The sequence below is a fragment of the Lysinibacillus sp. RS10 genome, assembly GCF_041956855.1.
GTDB lineage: Bacteria > Bacillota > Bacilli > Bacillales_A > Planococcaceae > Lysinibacillus > Lysinibacillus xylanilyticus_A.
The window spans coordinates 1,957,294-1,974,716 of the sequence record NZ_CP167122.1 but is presented as its reverse complement, the minus strand read 5'-3'; the positions used below and the strand labels follow the sequence as shown (position 1 = coordinate 1,974,716).

The 17,423-nt window shown below is 34.9% G+C and carries 21 protein-coding genes; 8 read left to right on the top strand and 13 right to left on the bottom strand.

What is annotated here, in order from left to right:
* Window positions 1–124 precede the first annotated feature (124 nt).
* The 3 genes from mscL to ACB089_RS10120 all read left to right on the top strand — a co-directional run bounded on the left by mscL (window position 125) and on the right by ACB089_RS10120 (window position 3,175).
* Window positions 125–514 (top strand): large conductance mechanosensitive channel protein MscL, encoded by a 390-nt coding sequence (gene mscL / locus ACB089_RS10130; RefSeq protein ID WP_068984654.1) that lies wholly within the window; start codon window positions 125–127, stop codon window positions 512–514.
* A gap of 382 nt (window positions 515–896) precedes the next feature.
* Complete coding sequence (locus tag ACB089_RS10125) at window positions 897–2,012, top strand: methionine biosynthesis PLP-dependent protein (protein WP_374966290.1); 1,116 nt, start codon at window positions 897–899, stop codon at window positions 2,010–2,012.
* Window positions 2,013–2,014: 2 nt separating this feature from the next.
* Window positions 2,015–3,175: an aminotransferase class I/II-fold pyridoxal phosphate-dependent enzyme gene (locus ACB089_RS10120; protein WP_374966289.1), complete on the top strand. Its 1,161-nt coding sequence runs from the start codon at window positions 2,015–2,017 to the stop codon at window positions 3,173–3,175.
* 81 nt (window positions 3,176–3,256) lie between these two features.
* On the opposite strand, the gene ACB089_RS10115 is transcribed toward ACB089_RS10120, so the two are convergent.
* Window positions 3,257–3,685: an NUDIX domain-containing protein gene (locus tag ACB089_RS10115; protein WP_374966288.1), complete on the bottom strand. Its 429-nt coding sequence runs from the start codon at window positions 3,683–3,685 to the stop codon at window positions 3,257–3,259.
* Window positions 3,686–3,754: 69 nt separating this feature from the next.
* Here ACB089_RS10115 and ACB089_RS10110 point away from each other — a divergent pair, with 69 nt between their 5' ends.
* Window positions 3,755–4,240, top strand: a complete 486-nt coding sequence (locus ACB089_RS10110; RefSeq protein ID WP_374966287.1) for a GNAT family N-acetyltransferase — start codon at window positions 3,755–3,757, stop codon at window positions 4,238–4,240.
* Window positions 4,241–4,285: 45 nt separating this feature from the next.
* On the opposite strand, the gene ACB089_RS10105 is transcribed toward ACB089_RS10110, so the two are convergent.
* From ACB089_RS10105 to ACB089_RS10065, 9 genes are all read right to left on the bottom strand, one after another.
* Window positions 4,286–4,624 carry a cupin domain-containing protein gene (locus ACB089_RS10105; RefSeq protein ID WP_374966286.1) on the bottom strand — a complete coding sequence of 113 codons (339 nt, stop codon included), beginning with the start codon at window positions 4,622–4,624 and terminating at the stop codon, window positions 4,286–4,288.
* 39 nt (window positions 4,625–4,663) lie between these two features.
* Window positions 4,664–5,185: a GNAT family N-acetyltransferase gene (locus ACB089_RS10100; RefSeq protein WP_374966285.1), complete on the bottom strand. Its 522-nt coding sequence runs from the start codon at window positions 5,183–5,185 to the stop codon at window positions 4,664–4,666.
* Window positions 5,186–5,200: 15 nt separating this feature from the next.
* Window positions 5,201–6,079, bottom strand: a complete 879-nt coding sequence (locus ACB089_RS10095) for a YwqG family protein (protein WP_374966284.1) — start codon at window positions 6,077–6,079, stop codon at window positions 5,201–5,203.
* A 141-nt stretch (window positions 6,080–6,220) separates the two neighbouring features.
* Window positions 6,221–6,373: a YpzG family protein gene (locus ACB089_RS10090; protein ID WP_068984661.1), complete on the bottom strand. Its 153-nt coding sequence runs from the start codon at window positions 6,371–6,373 to the stop codon at window positions 6,221–6,223.
* A gap of 69 nt (window positions 6,374–6,442) precedes the next feature.
* Window positions 6,443–7,210: a nucleotidyltransferase domain-containing protein gene (locus ACB089_RS10085; protein ID WP_374966283.1), complete on the bottom strand. Its 768-nt coding sequence runs from the start codon at window positions 7,208–7,210 to the stop codon at window positions 6,443–6,445.
* A gap of 790 nt (window positions 7,211–8,000) precedes the next feature.
* A complete protein-coding gene (locus tag ACB089_RS10080) occupies window positions 8,001–8,855 on the bottom strand; it encodes a malate synthase (RefSeq protein ID WP_374966282.1) in 855 nt (284 codons plus the stop codon).
* 969 nt (window positions 8,856–9,824) lie between these two features.
* Window positions 9,825–10,019 (bottom strand): hypothetical protein, encoded by a 195-nt coding sequence (locus ACB089_RS10075; RefSeq protein WP_374966281.1) that lies wholly within the window; start codon window positions 10,017–10,019, stop codon window positions 9,825–9,827.
* A 14-nt stretch (window positions 10,020–10,033) separates the two neighbouring features.
* Window positions 10,034–10,357, bottom strand: a complete 324-nt coding sequence (locus tag ACB089_RS10070) for a hypothetical protein (protein ID WP_374966280.1) — start codon at window positions 10,355–10,357, stop codon at window positions 10,034–10,036.
* A gap of 91 nt (window positions 10,358–10,448) precedes the next feature.
* Window positions 10,449–10,628, bottom strand: a complete 180-nt coding sequence (locus tag ACB089_RS10065) for a hypothetical protein (RefSeq protein WP_374966279.1) — start codon at window positions 10,626–10,628, stop codon at window positions 10,449–10,451.
* 326 nt (window positions 10,629–10,954) lie between these two features.
* On the opposite strand from ACB089_RS10065, the gene ACB089_RS10060 reads away from it, so the two are divergent.
* The 3 genes from ACB089_RS10060 (at window position 10,955) to ACB089_RS10050 (ending at window position 11,827) form a co-directional block, all read left to right on the top strand.
* Entirely contained in the window at window positions 10,955–11,170 is a 216-nt protein-coding gene (locus ACB089_RS10060) for a helix-turn-helix transcriptional regulator (RefSeq protein ID WP_374966278.1), read from the top strand.
* Between the two features lie 307 nt (window positions 11,171–11,477).
* Window positions 11,478–11,747 carry a hypothetical protein gene (locus ACB089_RS10055; RefSeq protein ID WP_374967667.1) on the top strand — a complete coding sequence of 90 codons (270 nt, stop codon included), beginning with the start codon at window positions 11,478–11,480 and terminating at the stop codon, window positions 11,745–11,747.
* Window positions 11,690–11,827, top strand: a complete 138-nt coding sequence (locus tag ACB089_RS10050; RefSeq protein ID WP_374966277.1) for a hypothetical protein — start codon at window positions 11,690–11,692, stop codon at window positions 11,825–11,827. The genes ACB089_RS10055 and ACB089_RS10050 overlap by 58 nt, the downstream gene beginning before the upstream one ends.
* A 517-nt stretch (window positions 11,828–12,344) precedes the next feature.
* Here the strand turns inward: ACB089_RS10050 and ACB089_RS10045 are convergent.
* The 3 genes from ACB089_RS10045 to ACB089_RS10035 all read right to left on the bottom strand — a co-directional run bounded on the left by ACB089_RS10045 (window position 12,345) and on the right by ACB089_RS10035 (window position 15,222).
* Window positions 12,345–13,673: a histidine--tRNA ligase gene (locus tag ACB089_RS10045; protein WP_374966276.1), complete on the bottom strand. Its 1,329-nt coding sequence runs from the start codon at window positions 13,671–13,673 to the stop codon at window positions 12,345–12,347.
* Window positions 13,674–13,710: 37 nt separating this feature from the next.
* Window positions 13,711–14,583 carry a DMT family transporter gene (locus ACB089_RS10040; RefSeq protein WP_374966275.1) on the bottom strand — a complete coding sequence of 291 codons (873 nt, stop codon included), beginning with the start codon at window positions 14,581–14,583 and terminating at the stop codon, window positions 13,711–13,713.
* Window positions 14,584–14,958: 375 nt separating this feature from the next.
* A complete protein-coding gene (locus ACB089_RS10035; protein ID WP_374966274.1) occupies window positions 14,959–15,222 on the bottom strand; it encodes an FtsX-like permease family protein in 264 nt (87 codons plus the stop codon).
* A 473-nt stretch (window positions 15,223–15,695) separates the two neighbouring features.
* Between ACB089_RS10035 and ACB089_RS10030 the strand changes: the two genes are divergently transcribed.
* Entirely contained in the window at window positions 15,696–17,402 is a 1,707-nt protein-coding gene (locus tag ACB089_RS10030; RefSeq protein ID WP_374966273.1) for a methyl-accepting chemotaxis protein, read from the top strand.
* The last annotated feature ends 21 nt before the right edge of the window (window positions 17,403–17,423 follow it).

The window sequence follows — 17,423 nt, the reverse complement described above, 5'->3', positions numbered from 1 at the left end:
CCGTTTTATGTAGTAGATTTTTTAGTATATAATTACCACTTTAATAATAGTTGAAAAGAAAGGGAAAAATATAGTAAAATATAATTCAATTATTTTATAAGGATAAAAATAGGAGGAATTTGTTTTGTGGAAAGACTTTAAAGAATTTGCTATGAAAGGCAATATTGTCGATCTAGCAGTGGCAGTTGTAATTGGTGGTGCTTTCGGTAAAATTGTTACCTCCTTAGTTGAAAATATCATTATGCCGTTAGTCGGTGTTTTAACTGGTGGTATTGATTTAACAAAGAGCTTTGTTTATGGTTCAGGCGAAGCGAAAATTCAATTAGGTGTATTTTTACAGTCAATCATTGACTTTTTAATAATTGCCTTTGCTATCTTCATGGCATTACGAATTATGACAAAGTTAACTCGTAAAAAAGAAGAGGTTGTTGTAGAGGAACCAGCACCAGAATTGGATGCTAAAGAAGAGCTTCTAAAAGAAATTCGAGATTTATTAAAAAAAGAGCAAGCTTAAATTATATTAAAAAGAATCTGTCTAGATGCCTCGGATAAGTTGAGGAATTAGACAGATTCTTTTTATTTAAGATATATATCCCTCTAAGGACGCAAATTCCATGGTTCAAAAACGCTGATGTTAAAGCCATAAAGAAACATCCTTTAGCATTCCTGTTCCCCCAATTACAAGCCAATTCTTTATTTAACTCTCCTCCTTTTTACATTTCCTACTATTCCTAGGTGATTTCCTAAGAATAATATCACCAATTTTCTGAAATTATCTTGTTCTTCTTTAGTATACATGTTAAATTGATAACAATTATTTAGAATATGGGAAATGAGTTCTAGTCTATCAGTATATTTTGACTTCCCGTTATTATGATGAAGAAAAGAGTGACGACATGACAAACAACAGAAGCATTGAAACAAAACTTGTACAACTTGGTAATTTAAGTGATCCGCGAACAGGCGCTGTCAGCCCACCGATTCATTTATCGACAGCATATAAACATACAGGAATCGGTGAATCCACTGGTTTTGATTATGCACGTACCAAAAATCCAACTCGTGCCCTATTAGAAACTGGTATTGCTGATTTAGAGGGCGGAGACATGGGCTTTGCCTGTAGCTCTGGTATGGCAGCCATTCAACTAGTTCTATCATTATTTAAGCCTGGTGATGAATTAGTGGTACCTGATGATTTATATGGAGGTACATATCGACTTTTTAATTTCTTCGAAGAGACATATAATATCAAGCCTGTTTACTCAAAATTTGAATCAGTTGAGCAGGTAGAAGCTTTAATCACTGACAATACACGTGCCCTTTTCATCGAAACGCCAACAAACCCACTTATGCAGGAATTTGATTTAGAAGTGTATGCTGAATTAGCTCATAAGCATGACGCATGGTTAATTGTAGATAACACGTTCTATACACCTTATTTCCAACGCCCTATCGAGTTAGGTGCAGATATTGTCCTTCATTCAGCTACTAAATATATCGGCGGACATAATGATGTATTAGCTGGTTTAGTTGTTGCAAAAGGAGCAGAATTAGCTGAACGTATTGGCTTTATTCACAACGGTAGCGGTATGGTATTAGGTGCGATGGATTCCTGGTTGCTGATTCGTGGCTTAAAAACGATGCATCTTCGATTAAAGCAGCACGATGCAAACGCGAAAGCAATTGCTGCCTATTTAGAGGAAGAAGAACTTGTGACAGACGTGCTGTATACAGGAAAAGGTGGCATGCTATCATTCCGCTTGAAACAAGCTGAGTGGATTGACCCATTCCTTCGTAACTTGAAGCTAATTACTTTTGCCGAAAGCCTTGGTGGTGTTGAAAGCTTTATTACATATCCTGCTACTCAAACACATGCAGATATGCCTTACGAGGAGCGGATTGAACGTGGTGTATGTGACAGATTACTGCGCTTCTCAGTTGGAATAGAAGAGGTTGAAGATTTAATTGCTGACTTAAAACAAGTATTCGATATCCTTAGAAAAGAGGCATAAAGATGAAGCAACATATTGAAACAAGCCTCATTCACGCTGGGGTTCGTGACGGCTATGAAAATAAAAAGGGTGCAGTTAATGTGCCTATGTATTTATCATCTACTTTTCATCAAGAGAGTATCGATGAATTTGGTGAATATGATTATGCGCGATCTGGAAACCCTACACGTGATGCACTAGAAAAAGCAATCGCAGAGCTTGAAGGTGGTGTACGTGCACATGCATTCTCTTCTGGGATTGCTGCAGTTTCAGCGTCATTAATGCTACTTTCTCAAGGTGATCATATTGTGATTACTGAGGATGTTTATGGTGGAACGTACCGCTTTGTTTCCAAAGTTTTACCACGTTTCGGTATTTCCCATACTTTCGTTGATTTCACAGATTTAGCAGCGGTTGAAGCAGCCATTACTCCAGCAACAAAGCTACTCTATATGGAAACACCGTCGAATCCAACACTTGGCATCACAGATATTCGCGGAATTGTTGCTCTAGCCAAACAGCATCATTGTTTAACGTTTTTAGATAATACTTTTATGACACCTTTACACCAACGTCCACTTGAGTTAGGCGTCGATGTTGTTATTCATAGTGCTACAAAGTTTTTATCTGGGCACTCCGATATTATCGCAGGATTGACAGTAACCGCTGACGAAAAGCTTGGTCAGGAGCTGTACTTTATCCAAAATTCATTCGGCAATATATTAGGTGTACAGGACTGCTTTACTCTATTGCAAAATATTAAAACAACAGATGTGCGTTTTAGTCGTTCTGCTGAATCAGCACAAAAGATTGCGGAGTTTTTAGCTGAAAATTCCCTTGTCGAGCAAGTATACTATCCAGGACTTGCATCTCATCCTGGTTATGAGATTCATCATCGTCAAGCCACGAGTGCAGGTGCAGTACTATCCTTCCGTCTACCAAGCTATGAAGCTGCAAAAGTACTTGTAGAAGCGATGACAATTCCCGTTTTCGCTGTCTCTCTTGGTGGTGTTGAATCAATTTTATCCTACCCTGCTAAAATGAGCCATGCAGCCATGGAACCCGAAGAACGAGCAAAACGCGGTATTACGGATGGACTATTACGTTTCTCAGTAGGACTAGAGCATGTTGATGATCTGATTGCAGATTTCGCTCAAGCATTAGATGTTGCCGCAAAAGCTTAGAAAATGACAAAACAACCGCGTCTCTTTTATTTAGAGACGCGGTTTTGTTCAATTAAATGTAGCTTTTATATAGATGACAAATCAATTTTTCACACGAGCCAATACTCGATGCAAATAATCTCCATGTCCTTGTGCTAGTGTCACTTCCTGCTCGCTTGAGATCCAGTAAAATGAAAACACAAAACCTGACTCGTTTACACCTGTAGGACAATGTTGCCATGTATCTCGTTTTTCATTCGTAGTTAAATGATAAAAATAACGTTTTTGCAGAACCCCTGAATGATGATTAAAATAATCTTGAGCAATTAACCCCTTAACGGTTAAATGGGATAAACCTGTCTCCTCAAACATCTCTCGGGTTACAGCCTCTAACGGTGTTTCCCCTTTCTCTACCGTGCCTTTAGGAATTTGAATTCCTGCTCCTTCTGTATTTTGCTCAAATACTAGCACCTGTAACCGACTCTCATGCTCTCTCGTAATATAGCCAAACGCTTTTTCAACAACTTGCATGAAGTCATCCCCCTTCGAGTAATTTAATGTTACAATAAATAGAAAATTTAGAATTGCGGGTGAAAAGTGTTGACATTAATTATACGACAGATGGTAGAGAATGACATCATTTTTGTGCAAGAAATTGCCAAGAAAAGCTGGCATACAACATACGAAGGCATTATTCCACGTGACATCCAAGATCGATTTTTACAAGCTGCTTATAATAACGATCGATTGAAAGTACGTCTAGAAAATAGTCCATTTTTAGTTGCAATATATGAAGAATCGATCGTTGGCTTTGCAAATTTTTCAAATGTTACTAATGGTGTGGCTGAACTATTAGCGATCTATTTACTTCCTGATATACAGGGCAAAGGTATTGGTACGGCGCTACTTCAGGAAGGCATTAAAATACTTCACGATTTAAAGTCACTTATAGTTTGTGTAGAAAAAGAAAATACAATTGGCCTGGACTTTTATCAAGCAAAGGGCTTTATAAAAATGGAGGAGTTTGATGACGTTTTCGATGGGCATATATTTAAAACAGTTAAACTCTGCTTATCAATAGTGTAACGGAGCTATAATCTACTCCGTTACTTTTTATGGTAAATATGTAATTTATGCAAGATTAATATGCTCGGATTGGATGACTAATGCTGTTAACCCTGTACTACTCCCAGATTCATGTGCCTCTCCAGTTTGCCAAAGAACACCGTCTCCAGTCTTTATACTTACTTTCTCTCTATCTTCACCACAAATCCATCCTTCACCCTGAATAACAATAAATAATTGTGGGACGGGCGCCTCATGCATTCCAACAATACCACCTGTCTCTATATAAATGAAGCCAATATTGGCAGGCTCCACCGTTTTCATGATTTTCGTATAAAAAGCATCTATCGATTGATAATTGTTAATTTGATTGGCCAACTCTTGTGTGAAATTATATATTTTCATGTGATTTGCATGCTCCTTTCTATGTAAAAGCCAAAATTATTATTTATGAACCATTTTATACATTAAAACATCATCTATATATTCATTGTCATGTAGCTTAATTTCATTGATTTTTCTTCCTTCTTCAACAAATCCCATCTTTTTATAGAGAGCAATGGCCCTTTCATTTGTTGAAAATACGCCAAGACTAATCTTTTGGATATAGGGGTTATGCTCTGCCCACGTTATTATCTTCTCCAGCAAAAGTTTTCCAATTCCTAGACCACGATATTCTTTTAGCACCATCATGCCAAAGGTACCTGTATGTGCTAATCGCTTTCGATGTGGTGATTGAAACATAAGCCAGCCAACCATTTTTTCTTCATATTGTGCAATAAAGATTGTTTCCCGTTCATTTGCTAATTTTGCTTGTATCCATTCTTTTTGCCCATCAATCGTTTGCTGAAATTCTTCGACTGTAGTTATTAAAAAATCTTCTTCTGCTAACACTTCTTTCTGTATTTCTAGCATAGTTGCTGCATCTTCTTCGACAGCGACGCGAACTTTAATTTGTTGTTCCATTTCTCCCCACCTCCTTTAAAAACACTGTAAAACAACCCATGCTTTATCAAATTGCTTATTTTTACAATCTTCCTCACGTATCCAGAAGTACAATCTGCCACTATCGCCCCACATTAACCCTAGATCATCCTCGGAATCAAATTGCAGCAGTAATCGCCAATCAGTTGCTCCAGCTTCTAATTCTTTTCGCAAAGGGTCGCTATACCCTGTTGAGTCGCCGCAATATAAGCCATTTGTCACCAGTTGACATTCCAAATACATGTCGCCTTGAATCGCATCTGGATAACCGTCAATGCGATGAGTAGACCTAGACAAATCATCTACTTCCATCCACTCGTATTCAAACTCTCTATAGCTATCCGTCTCCTCTTCATTTAAAATTTCTTGTAATTCCATCGAGTATGGCGAGTCCCATGATGGAAGTGTCAATTCATTTCGAAATTGTAGTGCCGCGCTGTCAAGGTTGCCATGCTCGTGTAATGAAGCAGGAATTTCTATTCTATTCAGGCTACTAGTCTCTTGAGGGAAATAGAAAACTTTAAAGCCATCATGGTCTTTCGGATCGTATCCCCAAGGTTGCTCGATAGCATCATAGAAAAAAGACAGTATACCTTCTGCAGGTAATAATCTATTTGTATCGTAAGACTTGATTTCTTTTAGATTTAGTTGGCAAAGAAAATACAACGGTCTATTGTCGGTTGTATAGGGCCATGAAAAATCTGATGGTACATCCGGGCAGCCACCAATTTTTGAGCTACCAATTTGAATTTTTTCTTCAGGTATTTGGTTTACCATCATTCGAATGGATTCCTTTGCGAGAGGTAATAATTCCTCCGCTTTATGGTCTAAGCCAAATTCCTTTAATCCCTTTTTCAGTTTTTCAGCGTTGCTCATTTACTTTCCCCTCCTAAAATTCTATTTATTTCTTCATATATTCATTTTATCAGAGCAAGAATAATAATCCCATAAATTAACAATAAATAAAAAAACCCAGAATAAATTCTGGGCATGATGACACTTACTTTTCTAGCATGATTAAAACTGACGGGCTTTTGCTTCACTTCTCAAGATACGGTTATGAAGGGTAATCTCCGTTTCCCCGTTAACTTGAGATTTTGAGTGCTTAATCCTTGACCAGTTGCGGTGGATTTTTTGAGATTTTGGGTCTAAATGTTCAAACCTACTCATTTGCCATCCTCCTCATCATTATAGATTTCATAAGTGAAATCTGTATTAGTATGAGCTTGCAAGTAAAAATTATTCAGTTTTTCCCCACACTTCTTGCAATGTACTTCTAAATAACGCATCTAATTTTTGTGTTGGATCATCAACTTTGATATTTAAATTTTTACAGTACGTCTCAATATGCTTTATTTCTTTATCTAAATACTCATTAATACTGTCAATTTTCGGCTCCATATTCAGTTCTTCCCCGGCTATTTTTCTCTTTAAAAGTTGCTGAATCTCCGTTTTTAAAGAGCCTTCAGGAATGATTTCATTTAATAATTCTTGAAAATCAATTGGTGGCACCGTTTGGTTATTTTCAATCCATTTACATGCCAAAACCGGTCTTAGTACATAAAAATATTTTTTTATTTTAACTTCTGAACTTTGCAAATATTCCCGATAGTTGTTTTTAGCCATGTTTAAATAGTGATATAAGCTTGCGTTTGGATAAAATACTTCTTTTTCCAATAATCGTACATTGTCAATGAATGAATATTGCTGATCATAAACAATATTGCTTCGTAACCATTCTAAAAGCGGTGGATTACTTTTACGAAATAGCCTTAATGCTTTTGTTATTTCCCAGCCACTAATATCCAACAAATCATTAATAGGCACTTCAATAACATCTCTCTTAGCACCAATTCCTTGTGGATCTATTGAAAGGTACCACTGTGGTTGATGAATATATATGAAACGAACATCATAATCACTGTCCTTGGAAGGAAATCCCCAAGCGCGACTACCCGATTCTACTGCATATAATGTGGAATGAATGCATGTAATATCTAAAAACATCTATAAACATTGATATATCAATACATCTATGATTTTTGTGTAATTTAACAATACGCAAAATAAAGCATAAAAACGATTTGTTTTGGGGCTAAGTGGGGCAAGATTGAGGCTAATAAAAAATCGGCGAGCGTGTGTACAGGAATGGGTGAGTATGAAAGATTGGAGCAAACATTGGCTTCAATCTTTTTTTGTTATGTAAATAGACCATTTAAGGCTCTTCAGGAGTTATTTGCTTTTTCCTATAAAGAATCGGGCCAATAATTGAACGAATTACTTACAACAACAACATGAATTTAATATTCTTCCATACAAGTTAAAAATAAAAGCCATATCTCAATTGAGAAATGGCTAAAATAATGTTAGTGTCTTTCCTATTATAAATCCTAATTTACTACATCTGCAAGATGAATATTTTGATCAATCTTTATCTGTTATTAAGGTTTTATATAACGCTTCCATAAAAGTGTAAATTTACAACATCTAAAAAGGATGACTGTTCCCGTATTACCTTCTGGTTAATCTAGGTACTTTAATCTTTGGTAATGTCCTACCTCAAGTGGACAACCCATTTTACACCCTCAGAATAATTTGTATTATATGGCCACCCCATAAACATGGCTACAATTGAATCTAAGTTTGATAAAATTGGTGCCTTTGAAACAACAGCATACCTTATATTTTAATTCCAAATCAGGTTAGCTATGACACGAACAATCCCAGCAGTTACAATCAAACATACTGCTAAAAAGAAAGTAGGTGTTAGTCATTCTTATAATCTTTGGGCTAACGTCTAAATACGCATTAATGCACCATTAGGCTTCGGTAACTCTTGAGCTGTTATCAGATTCATTTTACAAAAATGTTTAAAAAATTGTTGTGCCAGCTCTCGTTCATTTGGGTCACTTTTCAACGAAACTATATCAAGCAAAATTTGAGCCATCCATAAATTTTCAAAATAACGATATTTACCTGTCTTCCATGTCATTTTTTCAGGGAATTTTTCATTTATATAATATTGCCAGAAAAGCAGCTGATCCGACTCCTGTTCTGTAAGTTGAATTCTGTATTTTGAATGAGCAGGAATATATCCATCTTCACAAAGCTTACCGAAAAAATCTTCATTCACCATATAGACACCTAAGATACGTCTGTCTTTTTCAGGCATGCCGGAATCTATTGCTGTTAATAGGACAGCGCTATTTTGGTGCAAGCGGCTCGGCTTGTTTGGCTTTCCTTTGTTATTACCACTTTTTAATACGCCTGAAAAAACTTTCCGCTCTGAAAAAGAACTATTCTGTTCTTCTGTGTCACACCAAAAAACCATTTGTGATTCGGGATGAAGTTTATGGTTTTTCATAAGTTTTTCGTGTTCCAAGCGAAGTACCAGTTTTTTTCGTTGTAGTTTTTTTTCCTCTTCCTTCTTCCATTCTTCCTCTTTTCGTTCGATTTCCTTTTTTTGCAAAATTTCTTCAAGTGACTTAGCATCACTTTTATCATGTAGTTTTAGGTGCTTACCAAATACATCAGGGAAAACAAACTTTTTATTTTCCGATGCGAAATGTATTTCAATACTAGAATCATTATGTTTAACTATACTACCCATGCCAAAACGCTTGTGTGTAACTTTCTTATTGATTAGATTCATTATTCTAGTCCTCCTTATGAAATAAAAAACCGGTTACTATTAGATAGTAAATTAATAATTTTATTCAACTAACTTCCTTTAAAGCTCACATAATTGTTTTAATTTTTTCTTCAGCTTAAAAAGGATATTAAAAAAAACGTATCCAAATTCTATCTGCAAAAAGGACAGCAGAATTCAAAATACGATTTTTAAAAAAATAATTGTAAGACTATTATAACATTTTTTTATAAATTTACAAATTTATTATTGACAACATAATTTATCATGAAGTAAAATGAATATTTATTCTCTAAATCCCCTTGAAATAGCTATGAAATAAAGCCCTCCAAAAAGTCGCGAAACTTCTGGAAAGCGCCCCTATAAATTAACCACTTGATTACCGGTGATAAGCATAGGAGGGCTTCATGATATAAAACCAATACAAGTAATTCCTTTCCTAGAAAAGAAATGAATGGATTAATCCGTGTACTAATCATAAATGCTGAATACGCGATATTTTCCAATTATGTTCCATATAAAAAGACCCCAATTTCGCAAAGGTTATTTGCAAGAAAATCAGGGTCGGGATTGAATTTTCAGTTAGAGAAGGTCCCATTTTGTGTAAACGAGCTCTATCATCTGCACCAAAATCATTTTCCGTTAAAGGTAAATTATTCGAATCTATTTCTTTTTAAATTGCATATCTTAATTTTTCCTTATTCATATTATCGCCTCCTGATTCTATAATAAGTAATAGGATGGAAATTATGTAATATATAAATGATACAAAAAAGACTTACATTGTACTTTAAGGCTCTTTTAATTGGCATATACTAAATCTATATGATAAACTATTTCTGCACTTCAAAGGGCATGAATCAATGAGCTGTAGCGTCTGCAAACGCTGCAGCTTTTTCTTTTGCCACAAAACTGAAACCAATAACTTTCCCTATGATTCTTACCTGGTGTTCTCGCACCACCTGGATACGTTCACCCAGCAACATAATTCGATTCCCGAAGCGGCCGGGGAGCACTAATAAAATGCTCCCCGGCCGCTTCAAATACTGCTAAACCCTTTCCGTTGCTTCGAGGCTGTTCAATTGTAGAAACTAGCACCTCGTCACCTTCTAATAGCCCCAACGCCATACAATCGTTCATTACTTCTAATTTAAATTCTAATCCCATCTTAAAAACCTCCCTTAGTTATCTTTTAAAGCTTTCTTAACTGTAAATAACAAATCTTTTAATAATGCTTCAGCATGATAAACGTTGTCGCTTACTATTCTGTTGAAAACTCCATAACGATGGTAATCATGAACAATGCCGATTTGCACATCATGCTCATCAACGTTGCATCGACCGAAAAATTTTTCTTCGACTAGCTGCTGAACGTAATGTGAGTTTTCTAAGATCTCTCGAATGTCCTCTAGTGCATCTACTGTATCTATTAAACTGAATTTTTTTCTGCTACTTTTTCCATGTTTATTTTCTCCTAACTGCTGTGTATTTTGTTTTGGTAACAAACGAGTGAAAGACAACCTAAATAGGTATTAATCTAATTTGCTGGTTGTTAGTTGCTTAAAACGCTCAGTGGCATTCCTACACTTTTATTCTTTAAATACAATCGGTAATTACAGTAATACGCTGATCATACAAATAAACCTCAATCGCATTGATAGCCGCTACTAACGCATTCAACTCTGTCAGCAACTCACTATCCTTCGTTTCCTTCCATTCGGCTCCAGCTGCACAGAATTGTTCTTTGAGATAATCCAGTGTGTTTTGTAAACGCATATCTCTTCTCCTCTTCTCTGAGTCACTTTCTAATTTGCTGTGTGAGCAACTTCATATAGCCTTTTAGTATGGCTCGTGTTATTTTCTGGCGTTCTTGTGATGATAGTACCTTCATACATTCACCTACCTTTGTTGCATGTCGGCTATTTCTAGTCCATTCACCGACTGACTGTCGATAGCCAACTTGTAAAAGTTTATATTTCCACTGTAAATCATAAGATTGTCTAAATCAAGTATTTTGTAAAAATAAATATTGTCAACGACAATTTTTCAGTTGTCAAAAGCAATATAATACATGGTATAATAACATTGTAGGAGGTGTTAGAATGTCTTTAACGATGGGAGAAAAAATTAAAGTTCTTTTGAATCGAAAAGATATGTCTGTTCAAGATTTAGCCGAACTACTGGGGCAATCAAGACAGAATATTAATACGAAATTGAAGAAGGATAATTTCAGCGAACAAGACTTACGAAAAATTGCTAACGTGTTAGAGGTTGAATTTGAAGGCTTTTTCTTCTTAAAAAATGGAGACAAAATCTAATAGCAACACAAAAAGCATCTACTCTTCTGGAGCGGATGCTTTTTGTGATTATGGGGGCTATTATTTGTCACGTACTATAGAAATAATCAATAGTAGTGGTATTTCAACGCCAGTCTTTGAGACAGGAAATCAACCAGTGCCAATCTGGTACCTACTCTATATAGATACCTCAACGTCCCCAATATGACGATAATTGTCAGATTGATTACTACTAGGCAAGGATTAAAAATGGACATTAGTATTAGGTAACGCCAAAGTTGGCGACACTTGGCATTTCTCCACTTGTGGGGAAAAAGGGGGTGTCCTTTTGGATATGTCTGGTGAGGGTTGTCGAACTTTTAAAAAAATGTCTGAAATTTCATGGACGGATTTATTTCGGCTTTTTGTGACTGATTATGCTTTTTCGGTAAATATTACGAGAATGGATTTGGCGGTTGATAATTTTGAGGGATACTCTAAAATTCCAACCTTGATAGTAACAGTATTATTATTAAAACTGGTGAGGAAATCGGTCATACTTTGTATTTCGGTTCTTGGCAGAACGATATACAAATTCGATTTTATGAGAAAAATATAGAGCAGATTATGAAAGGGAATGAAATCCCTAAGTTCAAGAAAACAGATATTCAAATTTGTTTAAATATAATAAAGTTCTAAACTGAATAATAAAGTTGTAAACTGAATAATTAAGTTCTGAACTGAATAATAAAGTTGTATACTATTGAGGATATTTGTTTATAATAGTAACCTTAAATACGATTTTTTTATTTTTTGTAGCTTTGTAAAAAAGATTGATCGTTTATAATAAAGATTGATAATTTGTAATAAAGTTTGATAAAAATCATCTCTTTAGTTGTTATTCTTTGAGATGATTTTTTTTATTGGACATTTATGTACAACCCAAATAACAACGGCGGTGAAAATTCCCCCTGTGCTTGCTATTCTGTATGCATTAACACTCAAAGTGTCATTCAAATAAGATTTCTTGTCGTATAATAGAATAGAGCATTTCTCCAATCTGTTAATTTGTGTGTAGTAACACTCATTATACAGGATTTGGGGAGGTGCTCTATTTTCTTGTCATTTTAAGCTTAGAGCGGTATGGCCTCAAAATTATGAAATTAACTCACTCAATAATATGAAAATAAATTATTCATCGAGAATTAATTAATCGTTATATAAAATCCGAATTATTTAAAATATCTGTTACTTCCAACTTGAATGTCTCATTCTCTATTACAGAGTGAATTAATGGACGGTCCCCAATAAGTTCTATAATAATTTGATGCTTATTTTCCTGAGCAAAATGGATTATTTCATCAAATTGAGTGTGATTATAATAAATGTCAACATCATAGTATTTTCTTAATTCACGAGCTATAAGAAAAATCTTAGGATGGAACTCTACGTTAGCATCAGCTAATAATATTTTATGAGGCAGTAATTTATCTTTGTTAATATAATCTAGGCTTTTCAAAACTGATAATAATCTTTCTAAACCAAAGGCTAAGCCAACTCCTGGTTCATTTAAATTGCCGACAGCAGAAACTAAATTATTGTATCGTCCACCACCTAAAATTGCTCCGATTTCAGAGTCAATAACCAAACCCTCTAATATATAACCTGTATAATAATCTGCTCCTCTTGCTAATGTTAAATCAATTTTGATGTTGGATTGAACATTTTTTGGTAAATAAGAGAGTATAAATTTCAAATCGGCTGTCGCCTTTGTAGAAGAGAGACAGTAATTAAAGAACTTTTCAATTTGACTTATTTGATTTTGTAAATCCTCATATTGAGCTAAAAGGGTAGAAAAACACTCAATTTCAATCAGTATTTGATTAGCAATATCTAATGGAATTTTATTTTCTATTAGTTTATTTTTTATACCTTGTAATCCGTCTTTTGAAACTTTATCTGCATAATCTAAGGCTCTTTGCAATCCGAGGTGTTCTTCTTTGGTACTCAAACCAACTTTAAGTGCTAAGGCTTGAATAAGTAGTCTATGATTTATTTTCAAAACAAAGTTTTTTATTCCTAATTTATTAATCAATTCATGTGCCATTATTGTAATATCGATTTCAGCTAATAAACTGTCTGAGCCAATAATATCAGCGTCGCATTGTGTAAATTCTCTAAAATGACTTTTTCCAGGTTCGTCATCTCTAAAAGAGGGACCAATTTGAAATCTTTTATAAGGTCTCGGTATATTTGGATACATACTTACTACTCTAGCCAGCGGTACAGTTAGATCATAGCGAGGAATAAGATATTTGTCATTTTTATCTTTTATATGAAAAAATAACTTTTCTCCTTCCCCGTGGTGTCCGTTAAATGTGTCTAAGTATTCTAAAATAGGTGTTTTATGTGGATTGAAACCATAGTTTTCATAAACGCCTTTAATTATATTGATTATATGTTCTCGATATCTCATGTCAATTCCTAAAACATCTTCGGTTCCCTCAGGAATTGATAAAGTCTTTTCGTTTAGGTTTAAAATCATCTTTGAATCTTCCTTTCGTTGAGTACTTTGAATCGTATTAATTTTTATTTTGAAAATAGATCAAGAAAGTTAATCCTATTAAGATGAAAATGCCTCCCAATAGTTGAAGCGGTTCCAATACTTCCTGCAAAAATAGTAAGCCAAAAATAGAGGTGAATATAGGTTCTACCATACTTATCATAGAAACATTTGTTGAATTAAGAATCTGTAGTGATTTAAATAAAGTTATTTCACCTATAATCGTTGAAATAAGAACAATGCCGAATATATATATCCATGCATTTGAATCAAAATTCCAATGTAGTTCATTGGTTATTAGGCCTATGAAAATTACACCCAATGCAGCAAATGAGGTAACAAATGTACTTGTTACGACGGGGGAATTATTGTCGGTGACTTTTTTTCCAAGAATCATATATAGTGCATATACAATAGCTGCTAATATCGCTAAAAATACGCCTTTCATATTTACACCTTGAAAAGAAACGCCTAATAAAAAAATCATACTAATAAAGGTGAAAAATAAAGCTATGATTGATTTTATCTTTAACTTTTCTTTGTAGATTAAAAAGGAAAAGATTGAAACAAATATAGGAAATGAAAATAATAATAAAACGGCCATAGAAGATGATAGATATTTTAATGATTCAAAATGTAGTACAGATAACAGTGTAAATAAAACACCACCCAATAGAAAAAGTAATTTTAAATCCATTTTACCTATTTTTAAAGGTGTTTTTTTCCATAAAAGAAACAAAAAAAATAGTAAAGAACTTATTGAAAATCTTAAAACCAGTAATGTATAAACTGAAATCCCATAGCTATAAGCTTTTTTTGCGAAAATAGGCATAATACCAAAACAAATAGCTGAAATTATTGCATAAATAGTGCCCTTTTTTAAATCTCTCACACTAACCTTCCTTCACAAATTTATGGAAAGATGAAAAAAATAATAGTAAACCGAATTCTTCACTCTTCGCTAAATTCCGTATATCTGATAAATATAAGTTGCTACAGCAATTGATGCACCCTCGAGTTAATTTAATCCTAACATTACAAATACTTACATTTCAATGGTGTATTTACGACATTTTTGTGTCGGACACCGCCACTTCTAGACCAATGAGAGAGGGTTTTTCCAAAGTTTATCAATGAAGAGTAATCATTTGCATAAATGATCTCTAGCATAAGGATACGCATGTCGTATTTCCAAAATAAAAAACGGCGGTTCTGATCTATTCAAAACCGCCGTTTAGGTATATAGGATATACGCTACAATTTAAAATTAATTCATATCATCACGAAGTGCATCGACGATATTTTCTTTTTTAATCATGCTAAGTGCGTACATTGTTGTAATAAATATCACAAGGAACACACCAAGTACGCTAATGCCAATACTGCTCCAAGGGAATGTGAATTCGACTTCAGCTCCGCCCATGAACGTACCTTTATATATTAGCCAAGCTAAAATACCTGAGATAGGGAGTCCAAATAGTAATGTTTGGAACCCATAAAGGGCACATTCAAAACCCGTTTTTTCACTCATCCCCTACTGTTCATAGCGATTTACCATTCCAGCCAATTTTCTAACGATGGTTCACACTGCACTATTGATTGTGGAAGACTATCACGTTCATTTAACCAATTGTAGAAAGGCACTGGACGTTCTCTATACGCTTTGTCCTCCATAAATGATGATTTAGTCGACTTATTCCATAAACGCTCAACAAGGGGGTGCCTACGTTTTGTGGGTACTTTAAGATATTCTTTGTATAGGTGTTTTGTATAGTTTTTCATTAATTTCAATTAAGGATTTTTTTCGTCAGTAAACTCGATTGCAATAAGCTGTAACCTTTTATTTTTCAGAAAAGCCCCATAATTCTCTCTTCTCTTATCAAAGACTTGGATGTGGTATATTATTACCGAATCTAAATTACTCAATATATCCAAAGTTATTAGTAATTACCATTTTTCTTACAATAGCTTTTGAAGAAAGTTGAGCCAATGGGGGAAATATTTTTGAAAAACTTATCAATTAGAAAGAAAATTCTAACTCTCATTACGTCCGCTGTTATTTTTTTGCTAATTATTTCAGGTGGTGGTTTTTATAACATTAACGATATGGCAAAAAGATCTAGTGAAATGTACGACGAATCACTTTTGCCAATTCAATATATCGGTCAAACTCGAACTGATATTCGTGCGATGGATTCTTTCGTTTTAGAACTCATGATTACTACGGATGCAAATCGTAATGCCGACTTACAAACAAACATCTCAGAGAGAGCTGAAAGTATTAAAGACTCAATCGTGAAATTCGAAGCCTCTTACAATGGAAATGAACATGAACAAAAACTGTTAGAATCTCTTAAATCCAATGTCGATGGTTATTTGAGCGCCATGGCAGATGTTATTGATTTGGCTGGTCAGAACCAAAACGACGAAGCCTATTCTATGTACACCACAACTTTAGCTGATTTTGGTGAGAATATGGCAAGTGATGCACGCAATCTTATGACTCTATGTTCTGAAGATGCCGATAAGCTGAATGAAGAAAATAAACAAAGTCTATTCACTACTATGATTATTTCTGCCATTCTCTCTGTTGTGGCCATTATTTTCTTCATTGCATTGGCAACTTGGATTGGAAGTTTAATTGTGAATCCAGTTAAAGAGTTACAGGCTAATATGTTAAAGGCAGGCGACGGTGATTTAACTGTGCAAGGTACCTATTCATCCAAGGACGAAATCGGTCAATTATCCCAATCATTTAATTCGATGATTAATAATATTCATAATACAGTAACAAAAGTCACTGAATCTGCTAATCATGTAGCAGCAGCATCTGAAGAATTGAATGTTAATGCAGCAGAAACTACAAAAGCAACAGAGATGGTTGCAAGTACGATGGAAACTATCGCTCATGGATCAGTAGAGCAACTAAACAATGTCTCTAACACCGTCAATACTGTCAATGAGCTTTCAACAGGTGTGCAACAAGTAGCCGGAAATGCTCAAGCTGTAACCGAACTTTCAGGGGATTCTTTATCTCTGGTGACAAATGGTATAAATGCCGCGAATCAAATGAATCAACAAATGATGGACATCACTGAACGAGTAAACGACTTATCTGAAGTTGTCAACTTGTTAGGAAAACGTTCTAATGACATTGGTCAAATTATTGATTCGATTACAGCAATTGCTGAACAAACAAATCTTCTTGCCCTGAACGCCGCAATTGAAGCCGCACGTGCTGGCGAGCAAGGGAAAGGCTTTGCCGTCGTTGCAGATGAGGTTAGAAAATTAGCAGAACAGTCTGCTGTTTCTTCAAACCAAATTGAAGTGTTGATTTCAGAGACACAGAAAGATACTCAAAAAGCTGTTGAATCAATGAAGTTAGTAACAGTGGGAGTTAATGAAGGGATTAAAACAACTGAAAATACACGTACAACTTTCGCTTCCATTCAAGGTGCTATTCAAAGTGTTACTATGCAAGTAGAAGAAGTATCTGCAGCAGTTGAGCAAATGGCAGCAGGGACTGAAGAAATTGTTGGTAGTATGAATACAATCCACTCCATAACTAAATCTACTACAGCCAGTACAGAGAGTATTTCTGCTACAACTGAAGAACAAACAGCATCAATGGAGGAAATTTCATCATCTGCTTATGCGCTCGCAAACTTGGCAGAAGAGTTAAGAGACTTAGCAGCTCAATTCAGAGTTTAATATGATTATCACGAGCAATAC